The sequence below is a fragment of the Ignicoccus islandicus DSM 13165 genome, assembly GCF_001481685.1.
GTDB classification, from domain to species: domain Archaea; phylum Thermoproteota; class Thermoprotei_A; order Sulfolobales; family Ignicoccaceae; genus Ignicoccus; species Ignicoccus islandicus.
Genome location: NZ_CP006867.1, coordinates 1030195 through 1049992, shown reverse-complemented (window position 1 = coordinate 1049992; position 19798 = coordinate 1030195). Strand labels below are relative to the sequence as shown.

Below are 19798 nucleotides of genomic sequence, written 5' to 3'. Positions count from 1 at the left end.
TCACTACCTTTTAGGAAGGTGAAACGGGGCTCATTTACTCTTTCTCGGCAGTCACTTCATCTATCGAATGTATTACAACGCCTCTCTCTTCCAACGCCGCCTTCAGCTTCTCGAAGTCAATGTCGTCCCCTTCAACTATTATAGAAAGGGTAACGGTTTCGACGTCCATTTCATCGACCTTTATAGTAACTCTACCGAGGCCCTCCATATCGACTATTTCCTTAGCAATGTCGATGATGCTCAAGCCCTTGAGGGGTTTAAGCGTATCTAGGAGTAGTCTCTTTATTTTACCCATCTCCCATCCACCCTATTCTCTCTTAGACTATGTTCATAAGCTTGGTACTCGGCGTTCAGAACTTTATTTCCATGCAGTTAGAGCGAACCCACTCCTCTAGCCCCTCTTTGCTGAACGTACTGAAGCCGTACTTCCTCAAGATCTCGTTGACCTTGTCCACAGCCAGGGGCATCAAGTTCGCCGCTCTCTCGGTAAGCGGACACGGCCAGCAGACTTTTTCAGCCTTCAAGCCAACTAAGTAGGCCTCGCCATCGAATATTCCCGAACGCTTCGCGAATGCGGCCAGTTGGGTTGGAGAGGCTTTGTGCGCGTCTACGGGCAGTTCCGCTAACTCCTCGTAAGTAGCGTTCTCTGGAACGATCTTGTATACTACTAGGTCCTCTTTCACGTCATCAACTACAGCGTCCAAGAAGATCACTAAGGAGAAGCCTTCCAACCAACCTATTAGCCCCATTCCCATGTAGTCTCCGTCCCTAGCTTCAACGTCGCTTAGCTTCTGTTTGGATAGGAACTCCCCTAAACAGCTACCGAATCCGTCCTCGCCATACATCCTATTACCAATTCCGAGAACTAAGGCCCTCCTCACTTCAGGTACCTCTTCCTATCACGGATCGAGGGTAATGAAGCTCTAAGTATCATAGGAACGGCCGATAGGAACGTTGAAAATGAGGTAACGAAGAGCGCTTGGATCAATCCGGCCTGGGTTTGGATAGCGCCGGGAGTGTTTAGAACCAAGTAGACTAGTTGGCCTATACCTTGATGCCTAACGTCTTCCAGCCCCATCATTCCCAAGCCAACTTCCGCGTGAACGGCTATCGCGCCTACTATTAGGGAAGACCTTAGAATTAAGCCAATTAGGTGGGGCAAGACGTGTTTCCTAACGACCCATATCTTAGTTCCGCCCGACGAAAGGCTCGCCACTGAGAAACACTCGTTCATTATTTCCTCGGCCCTCTCCAGAAGCCCTATTGCGTACCTAATGGAACCTAATATTCCAACGAGCGCGCCTATCTGAAGCGGGGTTAAGGAGACGACTAAGGAGAGGAAGACGAAGAATGGCAACTTGGGGAAGCCGTTGGCCAAGCTAAGCGAACTCCTTTCGATCCTTCTAATTTTTGATGAAGCTGCTAATAGAACCAATATCCACAAGAAGGCGAAGGAAGTGGCTATGGCAGCAACTTGGGCCGTTAAAGTGTTGGGCAGCAAGGAGAGGAACACGCACAACGCGTCCCTTCCTAGGGGGTCTCCCCCTAATGGGAAGGCCGGACTTGGGGAAGCTAGGGGCTCTACTTCCACACACTCCATCTGGAATCACCTACCGAGGAAGCCAATTGAACCAATGCGTAGGCGGCAATGGAAAGGAGAGCGAAGCTAGATGCCGCCAGTCCAACGTCCACTTCTACTACTGACGTGAAGAGGAAGTAGCCTATTCCGGGAAAGTTTATCAAGTATTCAACCATGACGCTTCTCTCTAAGCTTTCCGCTGATAAAGTTAATAGGAAAGCTAAAAGCCCCTTCCACATAGCTTTAAGTTCAACCCTTCTGATTGCGCGATCGCTCAACCCTACTGCTTTCCAGAACGCTACGAACTGGGAGGATGACAACTCGCTAGCCATTTCGTCGATTAGGTGGGCTAGCTTCGAAGATATGGATAGGCAAACTATTGCGAAGTAAGCGAGGAACTTATCGTAAGAGAAGTTCAGGGTGGGGTTGGGCCATCCGAAGTACCACGAGGTTACGAGGAACGCAATCGCGTAGAAGTACTCTGGCACGAAGGCCGCGCTCCCTAGGAGCTTCAATGCCTTTGGATTAGCAACGAAAGTTACGCTTGCAACGATCACGGAAGCGGTGGCTGCGAAGGCCACGATCGCTACCGTTAGCGCGAAGGGACCCAGAACTAGCTCTAGGGAAGGTTTGGAGTAAATAGAGCTCGGCGGTCCGCCCCTCGGTAAGGATAAAGTGAAATTAATGAAACCGAGTAAGGGATCGCCGCTAAGGCCGTAGGCCTCTTCCAAGGCCTTTCGTTGCTCTTCAGTTAGGAAGCCGTTGGCGCCTAGGTCGCTAAAGGGACTACCTAGTCCGTACCTCGAGATTAGGTAAGCCGTGACGAGGACAATCGGAATCGAAAAAACTACTTGGAGGGGCCTCAAGCGGAGCACCTTCTCAGCGGATCGGTTTCAATAGAGCTAGCTTGTTATATGGTAGCGGAATTCCGCCATCTATTCCATTATAGGTAAAGAACCAATGGGCCTTGCCGTCGCTGACGAGGAACTGATAGGGATAGTAGAGGGCTATCCTGGGCACCTCGTCCGCTATTATTCCTTGAGCTTCCTTAGCTATTTCCTCAGCCTCTTCCAAGTTCTTTGCAGAGGTCAACTTCCTCATTAGTTTTTCGTATTTCTCATTGAACCAAGGAGTTCCAAATGCTTTGAATATCCACGTTAACGCGAACGGGTTGTTACCCGTCGCGCCGTGGCCGTTTATCTCCATATCGAACGCACCGTTCTTAACTATCCAATCGAGTTGCTTCGTTCCAGCTACGGTCTTCACGTTCACACATATTCCGACCCTCTCTAACATTTCCTTAACTATTAAGGCCTCCGTTACCCAACTCTTCGACGTAACTAGGAGAGGCCTCCACTTCCTTCCGTTAAGTTCAACGCAACCGTCTCCATCCGAATCCCTAATTCCGAGTTTCTCCATCAATTGGACCGCTTCCTTCGGTGAGTACTCGTGAACGCCTACGTTCTTATTGTAGAACGCGCTGTAAGGCGGAACGTATCCAGGGACTCCCGGTAAGGCCCCTTCGAAGCTACCCACGCTTCTAAGAACTAGCTGCTTCAAGTCCAAAGCGAGGGACACTGCCTTACGGAACTCCTTTACGTCGAATGGGTATTTATTTAAGTTAAAGCCTAAGAAGAGGACCCAGTACATAGGCCCTTTCTTTATTATAGCATTAGGCTTCCTACTTTCTATTACCTTTATCAATCTCCATGCCTTGCCCATTAGGGTTATTGCGTCTACTTTACCGGAAATGAAGGCCGAGGCGAGCGCTTGAGGCGAGGTGAACTGCATTGAAGGTATTACTAGTTGATCGAAAAGGGGTTCGGGACCCCAGAACCTCGGATTCTTTACGAAGACGTAGCCGCTTCCGGGACTATAGGACTTGAGGACGTAAGGTCCGCTCGATACGCTTAGCGAAGGCTTTGAGGACCAAACGCGTTTGGGAATGACGAAGACCGTGGTAGCGTACTCCTCTACAAATAGAGGGAAGGGCCTATTCAATTCTATTAAAACAGTCGTTTCGTTCAACGCGACCGCTCTCTTCAAGACGCTCATATCCTTCCATGCCCATTTAGATTCCTTAAGGTAGTTATAGGAGAAAGCTACGTCCTCGGCGGTTAAGGGCTCACCGTCGCTCCAAGTAAGACCTTTTCGCAAATAGAAAACCCATGCAGTATCGTTCAGTTTTACCCACTTGACGGCTAACCAAGGTATTACTCCCTTGGAGTCCTTCCACACCAACGTATCGTAGGCGAAGCTAGTTATTACGTAAGCCGGACCTCTTGGGTAGAAGCGGACCGGGTTAGGAGGCCCCCAATTGCCTAGCCCTATAGATATTTGCGATGACAACGCAATTGTTGAAAGAAATAGAAGGATCGTTATAAGTACTTGTGCACGTTTCATGCGATTTCACGCACATTTTCTGACGAAGGTATTGGAATTAAAACGTTACTACCGACCCAAAGTTTAAATACTTGAAAACGAGAAGCCTAATATAAGTCTCGTATTGAGGAAGTACGCGGTCCCAGTAGGTTGAGTAAAGCGGAGGACAGGGCCGACATAGAGACTATTGCTTATCTAGCAGTATTGCTTGCGCAACTCGTTGCCGCGTTATTGGTGGCTAACTTATACTTTTCGCAATTACTAAGTTATCGCAATTCGAACCTTCCAAGTTACAGTAGTTCCTTCTTGATTACAACATTTATCTCACTATTACTTTTTGCCTCCTTAAAACTGCTATTGCGCAGAAAGTCCATTTTCTTGAGGATGGTCGCCTTTACCTTATCTACCATCTTTTACGTCCTCGTGGTATTGTCAGACTCGTTGAGAACGCTACTTATAAATTCGATCGAGCTTATCCTCAGCGAACTTGTCAATCCCATGCTGATTATAATATTGGATATAACTATTCAGTTGCTCTCACATCTGCTCTCACTTCTATCGACCCCACTTACGTGCTTACTGTTTTTTCTAACACCTCTAGTTTTAACACTTCTTCTAGTACATATGGGCAAGCCTGAGTTTTCGTTAAAAGTACTAGATAAATACGTTCATAAGTATCCTCCCTACTCTAGGCTCGGTCTCTTTCTCTTCATGATCGTAGTTATAATGCCTACACTTACGTGGCATGATGTCGTCCACTCCGAGCACGTACCATATTTATACCGGTACCTATACCAGCTTTGCGTAACAGTTCTTGAAGCCGTAGTTGTGGCCTTTAATCTAATCTACTTTACGCATCTATTCCCGAGGGCTCAGGGAAGCAATGAAGTTATATTAGAGTACGCGGTGGCATGGGTTATTACGTTGGCCCTTGGGCTTATCTCTGCGAACGCAGCAGAACCGCAGGGAGATCTGATAACGTTCCTAGAGAACATGATCCCTCAAATCTCCCTTTTCACCCTATTTTACTTCAACGTAATATACGCCTTGGAGCTCTTCTACTTCGCTTCGAATCCATCTTCGAAGTTGCACTCAGATGGGAGAGATTACTTTATATGGCCATATTCAATACCGCTGATGTTAGAATGTCCGTTTAAATGGAAGTACTTTACGAAATCGCCCGATTGCATCTTGAAGTACCTTTGGATGTTCCTACCCCTACTTGTATCGCTCCTCTTCCTAGTAATATATCCACTTGCGCTTGACGAGACTCGAAGCAGTTCGGACGTAATCGATTACATCTTTCCCATAAAGATATTCTCTGTGTCGTCACTGGTCGCTTCAAGTCTCGACCTTATGAGAAGGTTGTTTCATGCTGAATCCATGCCTTGCGTGAAATTAGATAACGTATTTGGAAGAACACTCAGGTTCCATCACCTTCTAAGGTCAAATAGAATAATCATTTTAGGATTCGGAGTCTTCTCTAGAGTATTAACCCACGTGATCTTAATAGAACAAGCCTTCGGTAAGTTCCTCGAGGTAATGCCAGATTATTTCTATGGGGTTAAGCGACCTCCAGTTCACAGCGAACGTTTGGAAGCTACTTCTGGAAGCTCTGAAATAAACGTTCCCTCCAATGAAAGCGTGGAACTGGAGGAGAACGGAAGTAGAGAAGGCTATCTATGTTCTATTTCGGATTATCCAGTGGTTACGTCTATAACAATCGTTGACAGAGATCCTCAGAAGCACTTGTGGTGTACAGAGGAAGGGTTGAAGAGGGACATGAAATACTGTCTGACAGTTATCGACCCAAAGGATACCCTTGTGCTCTCGCCATCACTGGAATCAGCGCTGATATTGAGAGACAAATTCTATTTCATACCAGTACAAAAGTATGGAAAATCGATAGAACTAAGAACACCATCGCTCGTACTTAGCCTACAAGGCGACGCTACCGATAGGTTCCTCTTGTACGCAATGAACCCTCCGGAATCAGTGTATTTCATAATGGTACCCTCGGGAGAGGATAACTTAGAGATAAGCAGTAATATTTCGAGAATAACCGAAGTGCTGATGAGCGAGGAGGGAACCCAACACGCTTTCGGTATATACGTCCGGAGAGGCGAGCCATCTAAGGAAGGCTCAGTAAGGACGTGTAAACTGGTTGGGATCTCGAGGACGCTTGAAAGGGTTCCTAACAAGTATTATGAGGCAACAAGCCCCGAGGGGGGTTCAGATTGCATAGTCTACTCGAACTTCGAACACAGATTGGCCCACTCGATCGGTGCTTTAGCTGACTTCTATTCAGATTGGGATGAGGAGTGGGAGGAGTGAGAGAAGGTAGACGTAAACTATTATACATATTCACCGACGACCTCAATAGAGCCTTAAAAGTACTTAACGCGTTGCTCGTAAGCCATTACTTAGTTGAAACGAAGCCTCAAGGCGAGCTAGTTGAAAACGTACATCTCTACGCGCCTAGGAACGACTTCGGCGAAGAGTGGTTCGAAACCTGTGGCAGTAAGAAATGCATGAAGATACCGTTCACAACGACCTCTCCATACACCATCAAAGTCACCTACTCCGATTCCTCGGTTAGGCACCCAACTGCAGCAGTAGATGAAATGCTGAAAACAGCAAAAGAGCTACTAAACGAAAGTAATAACAGAGTCGAGCTGGTGGTCATAGTACTATTCTATGAGAATCAAAACTTGCACTGCAACTTCTTGAGTAGATTGAATAAGAAGTACGGTAACGACGAAGTAATTCGCAAGAGGGTTGACTTGAAAGTTATGAGCTTAAGAGAGCATTCAAATTGTCATCAGAAATTTCCCTATATCGAAAAAAGTATTAAGCCATTGACTGCCGGGATACAGAGCGCTATATACGAAATGACTACTTATTTGCCAACGGATTGTAGCAAATCGAGAATAATTAAGGGCGCCTACGGAGTTGTATGGAACAAACTCCGCATAGAAGCGTGCATACCAAACGACGTATGTACGCTACTTTCTTTAGTAAACCACCTAGTACGCGAGGCAAGCGAAGTATTAGAAGAGAACATAGGGAACGTCGATCCATTGGAAAAATTGCTTAGAACGTTGCCCGATAGGTTCCGGAGAGGCTTCGATGTTAGCCGATGTGACTATAGCGTCAAGTACTTCAGTCTGACGCCGTGCCTGCGGGTTAGACCTTGCATTAAAAGGAGGTACAAGTTCATTCTGAAGATTGTAAAGGAAAGTAAGGAAGCTAGCGACCAAGAGAAAGCGAGAATCGCCATGGAAATGTTCACTTTAACGGAAAGAAAGAGACCAGTGCTTCCGCAACCAGAGGACGTCTTTCGTCACATACCTCCGGGGACGCTTTGCGAAGCCCTTTCGCGAGGATTAGATTGCTACATTCGAGTTAATAGCATAAAGCTACCGCTGGATAAACCTAAAGCCCATTTAATGGCTTGCCTCGAATCCGTTGAAGCCAATGGACTTTTAAATGCATTAGAAACGCTAGTGGGTATTACACATCAATGCGCTCGAAGGGTCTTACCTATTAGGATAAATCGTATCGTTGCGTACCCTTGTAACATAGATGAAGGGATCAAGAGAGCTAGGTGTAATTGTGCGGAACTCCATGGTAGTAGGTTATACGTTGATTTAGTTATCGAGATTCCTAGCTTCGAATTCGGTAAGCTTTCGTATAGCAATTTAATTGAAGAATTAAAAGGCGACATTCAGTCGATAAGCGAATCGACCGATGTCGTCAGAATCGCTATTTCTCCAGTTCTAGGAGATCTTTTAGGAGAATCTGTGGCAGCTTTCAAGGGAAGATATAGATGCGTTATAGGGAATAAAAACAGAGCACATAGATTGGTCGCGCTTCGCCACCGCTTGGCCTTCTGCGACGTTCGATATTGCGACCTCTACAGAGCGTGTGAAGAGAAAGTCGCATGCCGTCTGGATAACGCGGAAGTGGAAGTAGAAGAGAGCTTGCTCAACGAAGTGCTGGAATTTCTGGAGCGAGAAGTTCCACCTAAGATTAAAGAACTCGTTACAAATGGTCCGATTTGGCTAACGGCTTGGTTCAAACTAATCGAAAGTTTCGAGAAGGTCTTCGATAAGATGATGGATAGGGAAGTTTTGATTAAACTCAGTGAAGGGGAAACTGGTAGATCCTTGAGGTTGCGCGAAATAGTAGATGCTCACGTGAGATCTTGGGGACTAGGGAGCGGATTAGAACATTTAGATGAGGACATCAAGAGGAGGTACCTTTCATGGTGGCTTGCAAAGATATTCGATTATCAAAGGTCATCTCGTAACGTTGAAGAAGTGATGGAAACCGCCATTAAAGACATTCTCTTTTTAATTGATGCGTTCAAGTAACTGTTTCGAGGAGTTGTGCGAGGAATCGCGATATCTAAGAGTTACCCCAATTTACTTTCCATATAAACGGTAACTACGCTTCGCTATTCAAGGTGGAATTGAAGTAGTTAAGATTGCTCGTATAGATAAACCATGGAAGGGCTCCGAGAGGCATTAGAAAAATACTCGTTACTGACAACGTGTCCTTATTAAAAACATTACATAGTGATTTACGAAGCAAGGTCATTATATATTAGTTCTATTGCCTCACCACCTCGTCGCTTAACTGTTCGACCAGTAGTAAAGAAGTCGTACAGAATCTCCTTGTTCTCTAATCTCATATTTAGTCTCTCCTCAATGTTTGAGAAGAATTTCTCGATGAAGTCTTTCGCATCTATTTCGTCTCTATTCTCGAAAATTTCTTCAACAATTCTCGAGATCTCCTTTTCGAGAAACTTCTCGTACTTCCTCGATAGCTTCCTTCCCACGATGCTCTCACGTACTAGAATATAGAGAAAGAACTTGTCTCGAGGTGGTCCTCTTAACGGAACTCCAATGAATCCTTGATTTAGCGCGTTCGAGCCCTCTATAGGCATGGGGCCATTAACGTATGTTAGCGAAATGATTCTCCATAGTTGGTACCTAAAAATAGACTTCTTTAATGCACGGTCGTTGAAACGCACTAATATGGCTTTCCTCCCTGATCCCTTATTTCGGTTAGTAGTTATTGGCATGCTAGATATTGGCATACTAGAGAGCTGCAGAATAAAACCTTTTAATAACCCTATCATATTTCCCGCCCCGTCTAGCGTTCTCTAAGCTTGTAACCAAATTGGCGTAGCGAACGGGGATATATTAATTGCATAAGCACCCTACGGTACCAGCCGTAACTAAATAACCATATGCAGTTTGGATAATACTCTCAGACCTACCTCGAGAAAGTTCTTATAATAACGATATAGCACGCACTCCGTAAATATAGTACCATCACCGAAACGCATTAGCATCGGTAACGGTATTTCGATGCTTGGAAATGAACTTAACGAAGGTGCGTTGATATAAACACTTATAAACTGGTTTACGAGCGTTAGATATCGGACCAACGGATGAGATATGGTGGGCCCGTAGCTCAGCCAGGCAGAGCGGCGGGCTCCAGACGTACTACGGGTCTGGTAGAGCCGAAAGGCGATGATCGTCGTCTGGAGCGTTAAGACCCGGGAGGAGAGACCCGTAGGTCGGGGGTTCAAATCCCCCCGGGCCCACCACACCCCCTACGGGGTCTCTGGGCTCCTATCCTCCCACTACTTTCATCAAGAAATACGAAATTGAGAGAAGGGAGAGGACCGTTAGTAATACTGTGAAGACGTATCCGTAGTTAGGTATTGCTTCGTTCACCCTAACCTCGCTTCCTCCGTACTCAATTACCGCTACTGGAACTTCAACTGCCCTCGAGAAGGAACCTATTACGTAATACCTCTGAGTGAGGACGAAGGGTATGAGGTACTCCTTAGCTTCCCCTCTATCTAAGTGAACTTCCAAGGAGAAGTAGTTGCCTATTACTTCAACGTTCGATCGAATCGCCTTACCGCTCCACTCCCTACAAACCCTTAGGGTCCTAGCTATTTCGTTCCATTTCGCGCACCTCGTCTCGAAGCATCTAGGCTCCCTAACGGATATCTCCTCCAGAACTTCTGGTTCCCTAACATACGTTTCGCATTTCGAACAAACGTAATTAGTTCCGTTCGCCGTCTCTACTGGAACGCAATCCGTGCACTTCCTCACTACCGGTTGGGCGCTCTTCTTCACGTAAATGGTCTTGAAGGGTCCGGTATTGGAGCTCTTTACGCAAATTGTAATCGGCGTTCCTAACTCGTCTTTGGCGCATTCCTTAACAGTGTACGCTATGGTCTCGTATTCGTCGCATTTGTAGTAGGGAGCGAAAAGCATCGCCTTGCCCAACGGGAACCTAACGCTTAGCAAGCTCGAGACACGTTCATCGCACTGATTAATTACAAGCACATCGAGCGCCTTAGCGTTCTCCGGTACTTCGAAGCCCTTTAACGCATCCCTCAAATTCAGCGAGGAGGCGTAGACCCTGACGCAAGGCGGCGTTCCCAAGTACGTTACCTCGTCCTTGGAAAGCCTTCCATTTATATAAAGAGAAATATGGACGCTGACTCTGTCGGAGGTAGGAACGAGCGTGGCGAAGGCGGTTAGGTCGCCCTTCTTGAGCTCCCTTTCCAAGATAAGCAAGTTGGAAACAACTGAATCGAATCCCTTGGCTCCGCTAACAGTCGCATTGGAAATTTTCGCAATTAGCTTTACCTCGGCTTGGCATTCGGAGTGGAGTCGAAAGACCGCTGTGGACGTTTCGAAGGGCTTGAACTGGCTCAGCGGGTAAACGGTAACGTCCACGCAAGCGAACGCTAGTATTAGCGATGCAGCGATGAGAAGCAAGGCCCTCAAACCCTATCACCCGTGGGTACTCCTCCAAAGGAAATAGAAGGAAAATGCGTACAGGATGAGCGTCTCTATAAAAGGAATTATATCGGGGAACGCGCTCTCCCTAGCCTCTAAGACCAATTCTCCATCTGCGTAAACACTGAACAGCGTGACCTCGTTTCCTCCAGCTTCGAGGGACCCCTCCTTGTACTCGAATGGAACCTTTAGTTCCGCAAAACCTTCCACTTCCCCGCTCCACAAAGCGTAGGAAGGCCAGAGCTTCCTCACCTCCGTTACTTCGACCTTGCAGAACTCCACTGGTTCCCTTTCTACCTTCCACTTCGCGCACGTCCATAAGAGACATCCCGGTCCGGCCACCATTTCAACGCACTTATTGAGGCGTATCGGGACGACCAAGTACTTGGTGCAACCCCCATCTCTCCACTCAATGCAGCTGTAGTTCACTTCCTCTACGGTCTCCCACTTGGTACAGTTCAAATTGCCGTAGAACGGCACGGCACACGTCTTCTTCAAGCAATAGTAATAGGTGGAGTACGCCGTTCCCCTCTCGATGCACTTCTTCTCAACTACCTCCTTAACTGGATTGGCGGCATTGAAGGAAACCACGAAGCGAACGGCCTTACTAAGGGGGTTCCAGAGCCCTATAGATATGACCTTTTCTCTTATCTCGTATTCGGCTAGCGCTCCTGGGACGGGGACCTTTCCCAAGAGGCCTTCGGCCTTAACGGAGTTCACTTCCAATCTAATTCGAGTTACCGGTTCCCTCGGTACGAAGTTCAAATCGATCCTTATGGCCTCTCCCGACTTAACCTTCCTCGCGAATTCAATTGAGTTTCCGCCGCTTTCCAGCTTCGCGCCAATTAACTTAACCCTTACATGGTAATCCTCATTCGAATCAGATCTAACAACTACGGTTGCGTGACTTAGCTCGCCTAGTTGGTAATACGCTTGGTGCAGTTCTATTACCGGTAGCGAGCGGGAGGAAATTGCGAGGGCAATTACTATGAGAGCTAGCAATTTTACGCGCATTTCTAGAAAAAGCCTCGCTGAACTAACTAAAAGCCCTTACGCTATAGCGAGTATTAGCAACAGAGTCGCAATGGCTATCGATGCAACGCCTATTATCAAGTAAGGCAACCTGTTAGAGCTCTTAGGAGGCACGTACCCTTCCGGGTATACCTTTATCTCTTTTATAGAAAAGTTGTCTCCGGTAGGCTCGTTATCGCAGTTTGCCTTGAGTACTGAAACGGTAAAGGTTAGAGGTATCCTCTCCTTAGGCGCTATCCACTTGAAGCTCCAAGAAGTTCTGAACCTACCCTCTTCAGTGTGAGTCAGATAGGGGGTTCCAAAGGGAGGTCTCTCTACCTTCATCGCCTTCGGATCGCTCACCTTAACATCTCCCGCTGGTATAGAGAAGTAGAAGCCTTCGCAGCACTTCCCTTCGCATTTCTCCGTTATAGCTATAGTTACGTTATATTCCTTTCCCGGAACGTAGTACTTAGGTAATCCCTTGACCTCGAACTTAACCGGGTTCGCTGGAGTGTGGCAGGTAGAGCAATGGGGCTCCGGTGCCCCTACTATGTAAGCGGAAACTAGAGCTGAGAGCAGTAACGCAGTTACGAGAGCCTTCATGATCTCAAGTCCTCGGTACTTCTCTAATTAAACCTATATTTGGTTACGCGTTCACACTTAAAATCCGCGTTGAGGCCCTTCCAAAAAGAGGACAGAGAAGGGAAATGGACGTCAGTTTAGTGACGTCGCTCATAGGGTTGACTCTACTTTTGGCTAAGCTCGCGGAGGAACTAGCCTTAAAGATAGGGTTGCCTCATCTGTTAGGTCCCCTCGTCCTAGGCATCCTAATGTCGTTCTTCCCTGCGTTCAGGGAAGAGTATAAGTTCGCCCCCTTGCTCTTTACGGTAGGCCTTAACTTCACGGCGTTCTTGATGGGCACTGAAGACCTCGGTTTGTCTCTGAGGAACGTAAATAGGGGCTACTTGCTTAGAGGTCTAGTTTTGTTCTTTGCCCCGTTCCTAGCTTCGCTCGCCCTCCTAGCTTCCGCAATAGATTTCAAGGACGCCCTCTTGCTTTCAGTAATATTCGCAATGCCTAGCACGATAAGAATTAGTAGCTTGCTGAAGCACGTGGAACTAGAGGGCTTCGAAGATTTCCTAATAATAGATGAAATAGCGGAGGTAATTGCAATCCTCTCGCTATATCTCTTCATAGTTTTCGACGTAAAGGTATTGGCTTTAACGGTTTTCCTAGCGGTCGCGTCCGTAATTTACGGTGAGAAGTTCTTTAAGAGATTCTTTGAATACGAGGAGAAGTTCTTAGCTAAGGAGTTCCCTTTGAGTTTCATGATAGCGTTGATACTATTAGTTGGGTATGCTTCGGAAAGCATTGGACTGAACAGCGCAGTCGTTTCCCTAATGATGGGCTTGGTCGCAAGCGAGTACTTAATAGAAAGGCCTTGGTTGAAGAGCAAGTTAAAAGCTGTAAATCACTCGTTCTTCGAACCGCTGTTCTTCGTGGGTTCGTCCGTCCTAGTTAACCCGTTCGCTATACTTTCGAGAGTTGCCCCAATTCTCATTGTGGCTAACTTCTCGGTAGTCTTAATCAAAGCCGTAATTGTAAGGTTAATTACTGGATGGAATTGGAGGACCTCCCTTCTAACTACAGTTAAAGGGGGCATCGACACCGCTCTACTAGCGAGCCAATTCAAAATAGGCAAGCTCTCGCAAGAGCTGTATTCGGCATCTATCGCAACGGTTCTCTTGAACACCTTATCAATAGGATCGTTGGCAATAAAGAAGAAGAGGAAGCCTCAATCATTACCTAAGTTCTGCGACTTGGAGTTGGAAAGAGTTGCAGTGGACTTGAGCCAAACTCTCTGGGAGGCATTCGAGATACTTAAGGACGGAAGGGAAGCGGTAGTAGTAATAGACGCCAGCAATTGGCCAATAGGATACGTGGAGCTCAAGGACGTAATAGGTTTGAGCGAAAGCGAGCTGAAGAAACTTCGAGTGTACGAAGTGTATCACGAAGGCGTACCAGTGTTCGATTGCAATGACAGCATAGGGAAGGTAATCGCCGTAGAAGAAGAGATAGAGGAGTATCCCCTCGTAGCGGTCGTAAAGGGGGACTTCGGTTACTACGGCTCGGTGAGCTCAACGAAGGTATTGAAGAAGTTGGCTGAACTAGGTGCAAAGTAAGCCTCTCGATTGAAGCTTCCTAAGCAACTTCTGCGCCCTCGATTTGGACTTAATTCTAATTACAACGCAATCGCCCACCTCTTCGATTAAACCCTCTCCAACTAATTCCTTGGCCTCTGCCTTAGCGACTATTACGTAATACCCTTGAGGGTCCCTCTTCCCGAGGTCCATCCCTCTAGTTCCTTTGAACGCTAGCTATTGGCCTAGGTATTATTAAACTCCGTTACTTAACTTATACTCGCGTGAGAGATCCCTTGATGGTAAAGGAAATAGCCAGGAGCGGGGTCTGGGTTCTGCCTTCAACTAGCATTAAGGAAGCGGCGCGAAAGATAAGCGAGGGAAACAACATAGCGCTATTAGTTAAAACGACCGACGACGAGTTCATGGGCGTTTTCAGTTACGTTCAACTATCCGAAGCAGTAGCTCAAGGCGACGTAGAGGCTAGCATAGAGCAATACGTAGACACGGAGCCGACTTTCGTTATGTACGATGCTGATGTAGTGGACGCCTTGAGGTTAATGAAGAAGTTCGAAACGCCTTACCTAGTTGTACTGAACGAAGACGAGGAACCTTACGCAGTAGTGATGGCTATAGACGTCATAAAGGCGATAACACCGATTATCGAGAACCTATTAGGTGAGTAAAATTACTGTTCCCAAACGTAGTACTAATATAAGTGTTTGGGGTATCTAATCTGTGCGAGGCAAAAACCGAGTTGAGCTGGAAACCTATATTTGCGACGAAGAAGCTCGTCCGCGACTACGAGCCACTAAGGTATTACCTAGAACTAGTTAGGGATACCGAGTGGTACGATAAGGCCTTCCTTTCCGGGGCCGACTTCAAGCTGCTCTCCGCAGTAGTTCAGAACAATAAAGACAAGGCTAACCTATTAGCTGTATGGAAAATGTTAACTGAGAAGATGAAGTCTAGGATCAACTCCAAGATGGCATACAGAGCGTTAAAGAACAGCGGCTACCATGTTAGAGACGAAGAGGAAGCTAGGGACCTTATGGCTCGAATGCTCGCCGGATGGCTATTAGAGGCCGGTGAAGAGTGGAACTTAATACGCATGAATTTTTAGCGAACCGATGAGGAAGAGGGACTTTAACCTCTAATGAGGCCCCAATAACGAGGAAGGCTAAAGTTGAACCCTCTCGATAAGGTTATAATCTCTCACTTCAACTACTTTCCCCACTACGCCAGCTACTTGGGTCTCAGTCAATACGACCTGCTTTACCCGAAACTGAACCTCGAATGGTTGGAAGGGTACGTAGACGCATCTGAATCGCTGCTAGGCGAGCTGGAGGAGTGGGACGAACCTTCATTAGAGATAGACGTTTCGGAGGCCATCAGGTCTATTAGAGTTGAATTAATAGAGCTGGCCTTTTGGAGGCCTTGGAAGAGCTATCCGATAGCTCCATCCGTCGTAACGGAACTGCTCCTATCAATATTGCTGAGGAAGGACGTACCGGAGAGGCACAAATCCGAAGCCTTGGCAAGCAGAATAAGGGCCATTCCAGAAATTCTCGAAAATAGTAAGGAGCTCTTGGAGAAACCTAGGGACTTGTGGGTAAAGCTGGCCTTAGCCGAACTAGAGGGCCTGAAGCTAACGTTATTGGAGCTCTCAGTACCCCAAAGCGTCCTCGCTAAGGTTAGCGAGTACGAGAAGTGGCTGGGAAGCTTGGAAGCGGACGAAGGCTTCGAACCGATGGGGGAGACTCTCTTCAATGAGCTCTTAGGAGTTAGGAACATAGGAATGGGAATTGGTGTGCTCGAGAGCTTAGCTAGGAGAAAGGTCGCTGAGTTAAAGGAGGAATTGGGAGAGATGCCCAAGGGAAGGGAAGTAGAGGATCCGAAGGCCGCCTACCAAGAGGCCGTTGCCTTAGCTAGAAGTTTCGTAATCGAAAGGAAGCTGGCGCCCTTAGCTCCAGACGAGCAATTGAGCGTCGAAGACACCCCCAAGCCTCTAATTCCAACTATACCTTTCGCTGCTTACAATCCCCCATCTCCCTTCTCTTTCTTAAATATGGGTTACCTCTTCGTAACTCCCAGAGGCGCCAAGAAGGACTACTACGAGATACTGAATACGGCAGTACACGAGACCTATCCGGGCCATCACTTACAGCTTTCCTTACACCTTCCAACGAAGTACAGGTACTTAGTCGCCAACGCGACGGACTTCATTGAGGGCTGGGCCCACTACTCGGAATGGTTAATGTATGAGAACGGTTTCGAGGACCATCCTCGATACAAGTGGGAGGTACTCAAGGACGCCTTGTGGAGATGGGTAAGGGTTTACTTGGACATAGGTTTGAGTACGGGTAAAATGGGCTTCGATGAGGCCGTGAAGGAGCTCGTTGAAGTAGTCGGGATGGACGAAGGATCGGCCAAGGCAGAGGTGCTTAGATATACCTTGACGCCGGGTTACCAGCTCTCATACGCCTATGGAAAAATGAGAATACTGGAGATTAGGGAGAAAGTGAAGGAATACATGGGTTCCAAGTTTAACCTCTATGACTTCCACGAAAAGTTGCTATCCGAAGGAGCTCTACCCGTGGACGTGTTAGAAAAAGTGGTCGTTTCTAAGGTAGAGGGAACCTTATAGAAGCGTAACCGACAACCTGAGAGTAATCGCCGCTCGTATCCCCACTGGTGGCGTGTTTCAGCAAGACTGCTTCCTTAGTACCGTATAGCTTCGATAGCTCCATGAGGGTCATAACTGGTCCGGGACCGCACATACTAATGTCGTTCTCTATGAGCGTCTTGTAGAGGCCCTCCGTATCGAGCTTTAATATTCTCTCTATTGCCATCATGTCTTTCTTTACAGTTACCTCGTGGGGTTCGTAGTGGTTCAAGTCGCTAGAGGCTAAGAACACGTAGTCCTTCCCCAATTTTTCCATAGCATTATATATTCCCTTGGCCAAGGCTTTGGCAGCTTCTGGGCTTTGGAGCGCCATAACTATTGGAACTATCTTGAACTTGTTTCCGAAGAGGTATTGGAGGAAGGGTAGTTGAACCTCTAAGCTGTGCTCGTAGATGTGAGCGGTGTGATCGACGTCAACTATTCCGCTTTCCCTTACTATCTCTTCAACGGCTTCCGCGTCGACGTGGACGTGTCCTAAGGGAGTCTCCCATATGCTGGGGGGCATGATAGAGATAGGGCTTCCTAGACCCGTGTGGTTGGGACCAACTATTATTACGGTCTCAGGAGGACCTTCCTTAGCGAGGTAGTAGTAAGCCCAAGCCGCCACCGGGCCGGAATATATGTAGCCTGCGTGAGGTACCATGAAGCCTACGCTCTCCTTCCTCCTAACTTCCGAAACTTGGGGAACCTCTCCCGGACCTAGGGGATGGGTGAAGCTCCATTCTATTAACCTCATTAGTTCGTCAACGTCCGAGGGATAGAAAGTACCAGCTACTGCCGGAGGTCTGACTAACAAAGCATCCACCGAAATTGAGTTCGAGAAGCGAGTGAAAAATGGGGAGGTTGGATCAGCACTCAAGACCCTCCTCATCTAATCGGTCGTGCCCGAGTCCTCATCTCTTTGGATAGCACTCCTCCCTAAGCCTGAAGACGCTCTCTACGTTTACGTTAAAGAACTTGGCTATTTTCAATGCGAGCGTTAGGGAAGGTAGGTACCTACCCTTCTCAATAGCTATTATCGTTTGTCTGCTAACGCCTACCGCCTTCGCTAAGGATTCTTGGCTTATACCCCTCTCCGTTCGGAGCTCCCTCAGTTTAACTTCGACGCATTCCATCTCTTTACCCCATTTTCGAATAGTAGTAGTTAACGAAGGCCCAGTAACCGAGTATAGAGGAGAGGAAGGCCACTGCTAGGAGCTCCTTAAAGTGTCCGAATACCGTTGACGCAATGAAGGTCAACGATAGTAACGTTATAGTGGCCTTCAGAGTCGCTATGGAGGCCATCTTCCTAACCTCTAGGTCCCTCTCGTCCATGGACCTATCGTAGGCTCGAGCTATGGCGAAGACCAGCGGTACGTATACGAGCAACGAGTACCTTACGAACAAGGCTAAAGGTATTCCAAGCACTATTAAGAGAGGGATTACTTTCAACCTCACCCTCCCACCGATGTAAAGTTTGCTTTACATGTTAATAAAACTTTACACATTTTCAATGGTTTCCCCAGTCCAAGAAGTTAAAGCAACTCAGATTCCCCATGAGGCCTAACCAGTGAAGGGGCGAAGAGAAGCGAAACCTCCGGAACGCTCTTCGTAACGTGTTGTTACGAGGTGAGTGCCTTTTATCCTAACTATTGTTCAAAATCGTAAACCAATATGCTCCTAAAATAGGATGATTTCCCACAGTCTAGTTCATATGTCATGAGATTCCTCGTCCGTATTTTAAAGAAGGGGCACGAGCTAAATCCCAAAGATAGGGCGAGCGTCGGAGAGCTGGTTGAGGGATTCAAGCGCCTTTTGGGCTTAAGTAACGGTTAAATTTAGGAAGCGGTTACCGTAGAGGTCGTCCTTCGCTTTCCAATATCTTCACCAGCTCCCGCGTAGTAGTGGCTACGGGCCTTTCCAAACCCAGTTCCCTCATTATTCTCTTCATTTCGGATACGGCCTTTTCCAAATCCTCTCCATTCACTTCTACCTCTAAAACCCATTTGCCGAGAATTCTTTCCAATGCAACGGTATACCTTCCGTTATTAAGCAAGTAACCCCTCTCTTTTTCAATAACAAATTTACGTTGGAATTCCATCTCCTCTAGCAGCTTCTCACATTCTTTTCTCGAACCTTCGTATAGTTTCACTTTACCTTCCTTGAATTTGCTCCTCTTTACCTTTATGCCGTTCGTCTCAATCACGTCGATTGAATCGAAAAGCACTTCGCAACTGTTTCCCCAATCCCTTATTCTCAATGCTTTGTTACCCTTCCAACCGCTCGGTGGCTCGTAGAAGTAGTCAGTAAATGCGTATTCCCTTATTACCTTGAATCCCATAGAGAGAAGTTTCTCAAGGAACCTCTCATCTACTAGAAACCTAGCTTCTACTTCGAAGGGTTTCACCATTCCCTAGCTACCTTGGTGCAAGGGCGCAATTGCGTAATAATTAACTTTAGCTATTCACCATCCAATGGTGAATACCCATCTCCACCTCTTGTCCAAATTCTATTTTCCATTTACTAACAATTAATTCACTCATTTCTTCAACCTTAACCATTCGAATTCAAAATTAATGGTCTCCTTAAGCACCTTCAGTTTCTACCAGCCTTCCTAATTGTTAATTCTATTTAAACCTAATCATTCAACATTGTATTTGTAAAAACAAATGCAATTTACAACTCTGGAGTTCGGACCATCAGTACGAGGTCCTTTCAAGATCGATCTTTACAATGAGAAGTTGCATTGAGGGGTTAATAAGCGATCATGAGAACTCCGATGATCATGAGGATTTCTACTCCAGCCTACCTTATACAAGCATATGTATACATATATTGGACAACTACTTGAGTTTAAGTTCTGAGAGGAAAGGTGTGGTTGAGGAAAGGCAAATGAGGGGAAAGGGTTAAAAGATGGGGAATTGATTGTTTAAATAGGAGGGCAACGGTAGAGTCCCAATAGGGAATAGAAAGTAGCTCTAACTCACTCGCTTCTTCTAGTGCTTTTATGTAGAGTCCCAATAGGGAATAGAAAGTTTTTATATCCCCCTCCCTGACGGGAGGGGGCGCCTCAGGGTAGAGTCCCAATAGGGAATAGAAAGATTCAAACATCGATACCTCCCGCACCTAACGTACCTGTCAATGTAGAGTCCCAATAGGGAATAGAAAGTCCCCTTCCCGATCT

Annotated in this window: 20 protein-coding genes, 1 tRNA gene and 1 CRISPR repeat array (1 of these 22 cut by a window edge); of the genes, 7 read left to right on the top strand and 14 right to left on the bottom strand. The window is 46.8% G+C overall.

Annotated elements, in window-relative coordinates; translation table 11 throughout:
• Positions 1–34: 34 nt before the first annotated feature.
• The 5 genes from EYM_RS05850 to EYM_RS05830 are packed head-to-tail and all read right to left on the bottom strand — an operon-like array spanning position 35 to position 3982.
• On the bottom strand, positions 35–295 hold the full coding sequence (locus EYM_RS05850) for a DUF211 domain-containing protein (RefSeq protein ID WP_075050107.1): 261 nt from the start codon (positions 293–295) through the stop codon (positions 35–37).
• A gap of 55 nt (positions 296–350) precedes the next feature.
• A complete protein-coding gene (locus tag EYM_RS05845) occupies positions 351–881 on the bottom strand; it encodes a hydrogenase maturation protease (RefSeq protein WP_075050106.1) in 531 nt (176 codons plus the stop codon).
• On the bottom strand, positions 878–1600 hold the full coding sequence (locus EYM_RS05840) for an ABC transporter permease subunit (RefSeq protein WP_075050105.1): 723 nt from the start codon (positions 1598–1600) through the stop codon (positions 878–880). Before EYM_RS05840 ends, EYM_RS05845 begins: the two co-directional genes overlap by 4 nt.
• Positions 1582–2445, bottom strand: a complete 864-nt coding sequence (locus tag EYM_RS05835) for an ABC transporter permease family protein (RefSeq protein ID WP_075050104.1) — start codon at positions 2443–2445, stop codon at positions 1582–1584. The genes EYM_RS05840 and EYM_RS05835 overlap by 19 nt, the downstream gene beginning before the upstream one ends.
• A 13-nt stretch (positions 2446–2458) precedes the next feature.
• Positions 2459–3982 (bottom strand): ABC transporter substrate-binding protein, encoded by a 1524-nt coding sequence (locus EYM_RS05830; protein ID WP_083495088.1) that lies wholly within the window; start codon positions 3980–3982, stop codon positions 2459–2461.
• Positions 3983–4672: 690 nt separating this feature from the next.
• Here EYM_RS05830 and EYM_RS05825 point away from each other — a divergent pair.
• On the top strand, positions 4673–6295 hold the full coding sequence (locus EYM_RS05825) for a hypothetical protein (RefSeq protein WP_157058787.1): 1623 nt from the start codon (positions 4673–4675) through the stop codon (positions 6293–6295).
• Positions 6283–8337, top strand: a complete 2055-nt coding sequence (locus EYM_RS05820) for a hypothetical protein (RefSeq protein ID WP_075050101.1) — start codon at positions 6283–6285, stop codon at positions 8335–8337. The genes EYM_RS05825 and EYM_RS05820 overlap by 13 nt, the downstream gene beginning before the upstream one ends.
• A 209-nt stretch (positions 8338–8546) precedes the next feature.
• Here the strand turns inward: EYM_RS05820 and EYM_RS05815 are convergent, their stop codons facing one another.
• Positions 8547–8912 carry a hypothetical protein gene (locus tag EYM_RS05815; RefSeq protein WP_157058786.1) on the bottom strand — a complete coding sequence of 122 codons (366 nt, stop codon included), beginning with the start codon at positions 8910–8912 and terminating at the stop codon, positions 8547–8549.
• Between the two features lie 522 nt (positions 8913–9434).
• Here EYM_RS05815 and EYM_RS05810 point away from each other — a divergent pair.
• Positions 9435–9581 (top strand) — tRNA-Trp (locus tag EYM_RS05810).
• A 25-nt stretch (positions 9582–9606) separates the two neighbouring features.
• Here the strand turns inward: EYM_RS05810 and EYM_RS05805 are convergent.
• Genes EYM_RS05805 through EYM_RS05795 form a run of 3 tightly spaced genes read right to left on the bottom strand, consistent with a single transcriptional unit; the run spans position 9607 to position 12411 of the window.
• Complete coding sequence (locus EYM_RS05805) at positions 9607–10782, bottom strand: hypothetical protein (RefSeq protein WP_075050099.1); 1176 nt, start codon at positions 10780–10782, stop codon at positions 9607–9609.
• A 6-nt stretch (positions 10783–10788) separates the two neighbouring features.
• The gene (locus EYM_RS05800; protein ID WP_075050098.1) at positions 10789–11808 is read right to left on the bottom strand and encodes a hypothetical protein; all 1020 of its coding nucleotides are present in this window, start codon (positions 11806–11808) and stop codon (positions 10789–10791) included.
• Between the two features lie 36 nt (positions 11809–11844).
• On the bottom strand, positions 11845–12411 hold the full coding sequence (locus tag EYM_RS05795; RefSeq protein WP_075050097.1) for a choice-of-anchor V domain-containing protein: 567 nt from the start codon (positions 12409–12411) through the stop codon (positions 11845–11847).
• Between the two features lie 149 nt (positions 12412–12560).
• On the opposite strand from EYM_RS05795, the gene EYM_RS05790 reads away from it, so the two are divergent.
• Positions 12561–13991 (top strand): cation:proton antiporter domain-containing protein, encoded by a 1431-nt coding sequence (locus tag EYM_RS05790; protein ID WP_168050235.1) that lies wholly within the window; start codon positions 12561–12563, stop codon positions 13989–13991.
• Here EYM_RS05790 and EYM_RS05785 read toward each other — a convergent pair.
• Positions 13977–14162 carry a hypothetical protein gene (locus EYM_RS05785; protein ID WP_075050095.1) on the bottom strand — a complete coding sequence of 62 codons (186 nt, stop codon included), beginning with the start codon at positions 14160–14162 and terminating at the stop codon, positions 13977–13979. The genes EYM_RS05790 and EYM_RS05785 overlap by 15 nt on opposite strands.
• A gap of 86 nt (positions 14163–14248) precedes the next feature.
• On the opposite strand from EYM_RS05785, the gene EYM_RS05780 reads away from it, so the two are divergent.
• From EYM_RS05780 to EYM_RS05770, 3 genes are all read left to right on the top strand, one after another.
• A complete protein-coding gene (locus EYM_RS05780) occupies positions 14249–14635 on the top strand; it encodes a CBS domain-containing protein (RefSeq protein WP_157058785.1) in 387 nt (128 codons plus the stop codon).
• A gap of 71 nt (positions 14636–14706) precedes the next feature.
• Positions 14707–15072, top strand: a complete 366-nt coding sequence (locus EYM_RS05775; protein WP_075050093.1) for a hypothetical protein — start codon at positions 14707–14709, stop codon at positions 15070–15072.
• A gap of 63 nt (positions 15073–15135) precedes the next feature.
• Positions 15136–16596, top strand: coding sequence for a DUF885 domain-containing protein (locus EYM_RS05770; protein ID WP_075050092.1), 1461 nt, complete (start codon positions 15136–15138; stop codon positions 16594–16596).
• On the opposite strand, the gene amrB is transcribed toward EYM_RS05770, so the two are convergent.
• From amrB to EYM_RS05750, 4 genes are all read right to left on the bottom strand, one after another.
• A complete protein-coding gene (gene amrB / locus EYM_RS05765; protein ID WP_420806577.1) occupies positions 16574–17371 on the bottom strand; it encodes an AmmeMemoRadiSam system protein B in 798 nt (265 codons plus the stop codon). The genes EYM_RS05770 and amrB overlap by 23 nt on opposite strands.
• A 157-nt stretch (positions 17372–17528) precedes the next feature.
• Positions 17529–17750 carry a helix-turn-helix transcriptional regulator gene (locus tag EYM_RS05760; RefSeq protein ID WP_075050090.1) on the bottom strand — a complete coding sequence of 74 codons (222 nt, stop codon included), beginning with the start codon at positions 17748–17750 and terminating at the stop codon, positions 17529–17531.
• Positions 17751–17754: 4 nt separating this feature from the next.
• On the bottom strand, positions 17755–18066 hold the full coding sequence (locus EYM_RS05755; protein WP_075050089.1) for a hypothetical protein: 312 nt from the start codon (positions 18064–18066) through the stop codon (positions 17755–17757).
• 397 nt (positions 18067–18463) lie between these two features.
• The gene (locus EYM_RS05750) at positions 18464–19024 is read right to left on the bottom strand and encodes a hypothetical protein (RefSeq protein WP_075050088.1); all 561 of its coding nucleotides are present in this window, start codon (positions 19022–19024) and stop codon (positions 18464–18466) included.
• A gap of 537 nt (positions 19025–19561) precedes the next feature.
• A CRISPR array of direct repeats spans positions 19562–19798; the repeat unit is 26 nt; unit sequence GTAGAGTCCCAATAGGGAATAGAAAG (it continues 375 nt past the right edge of the window).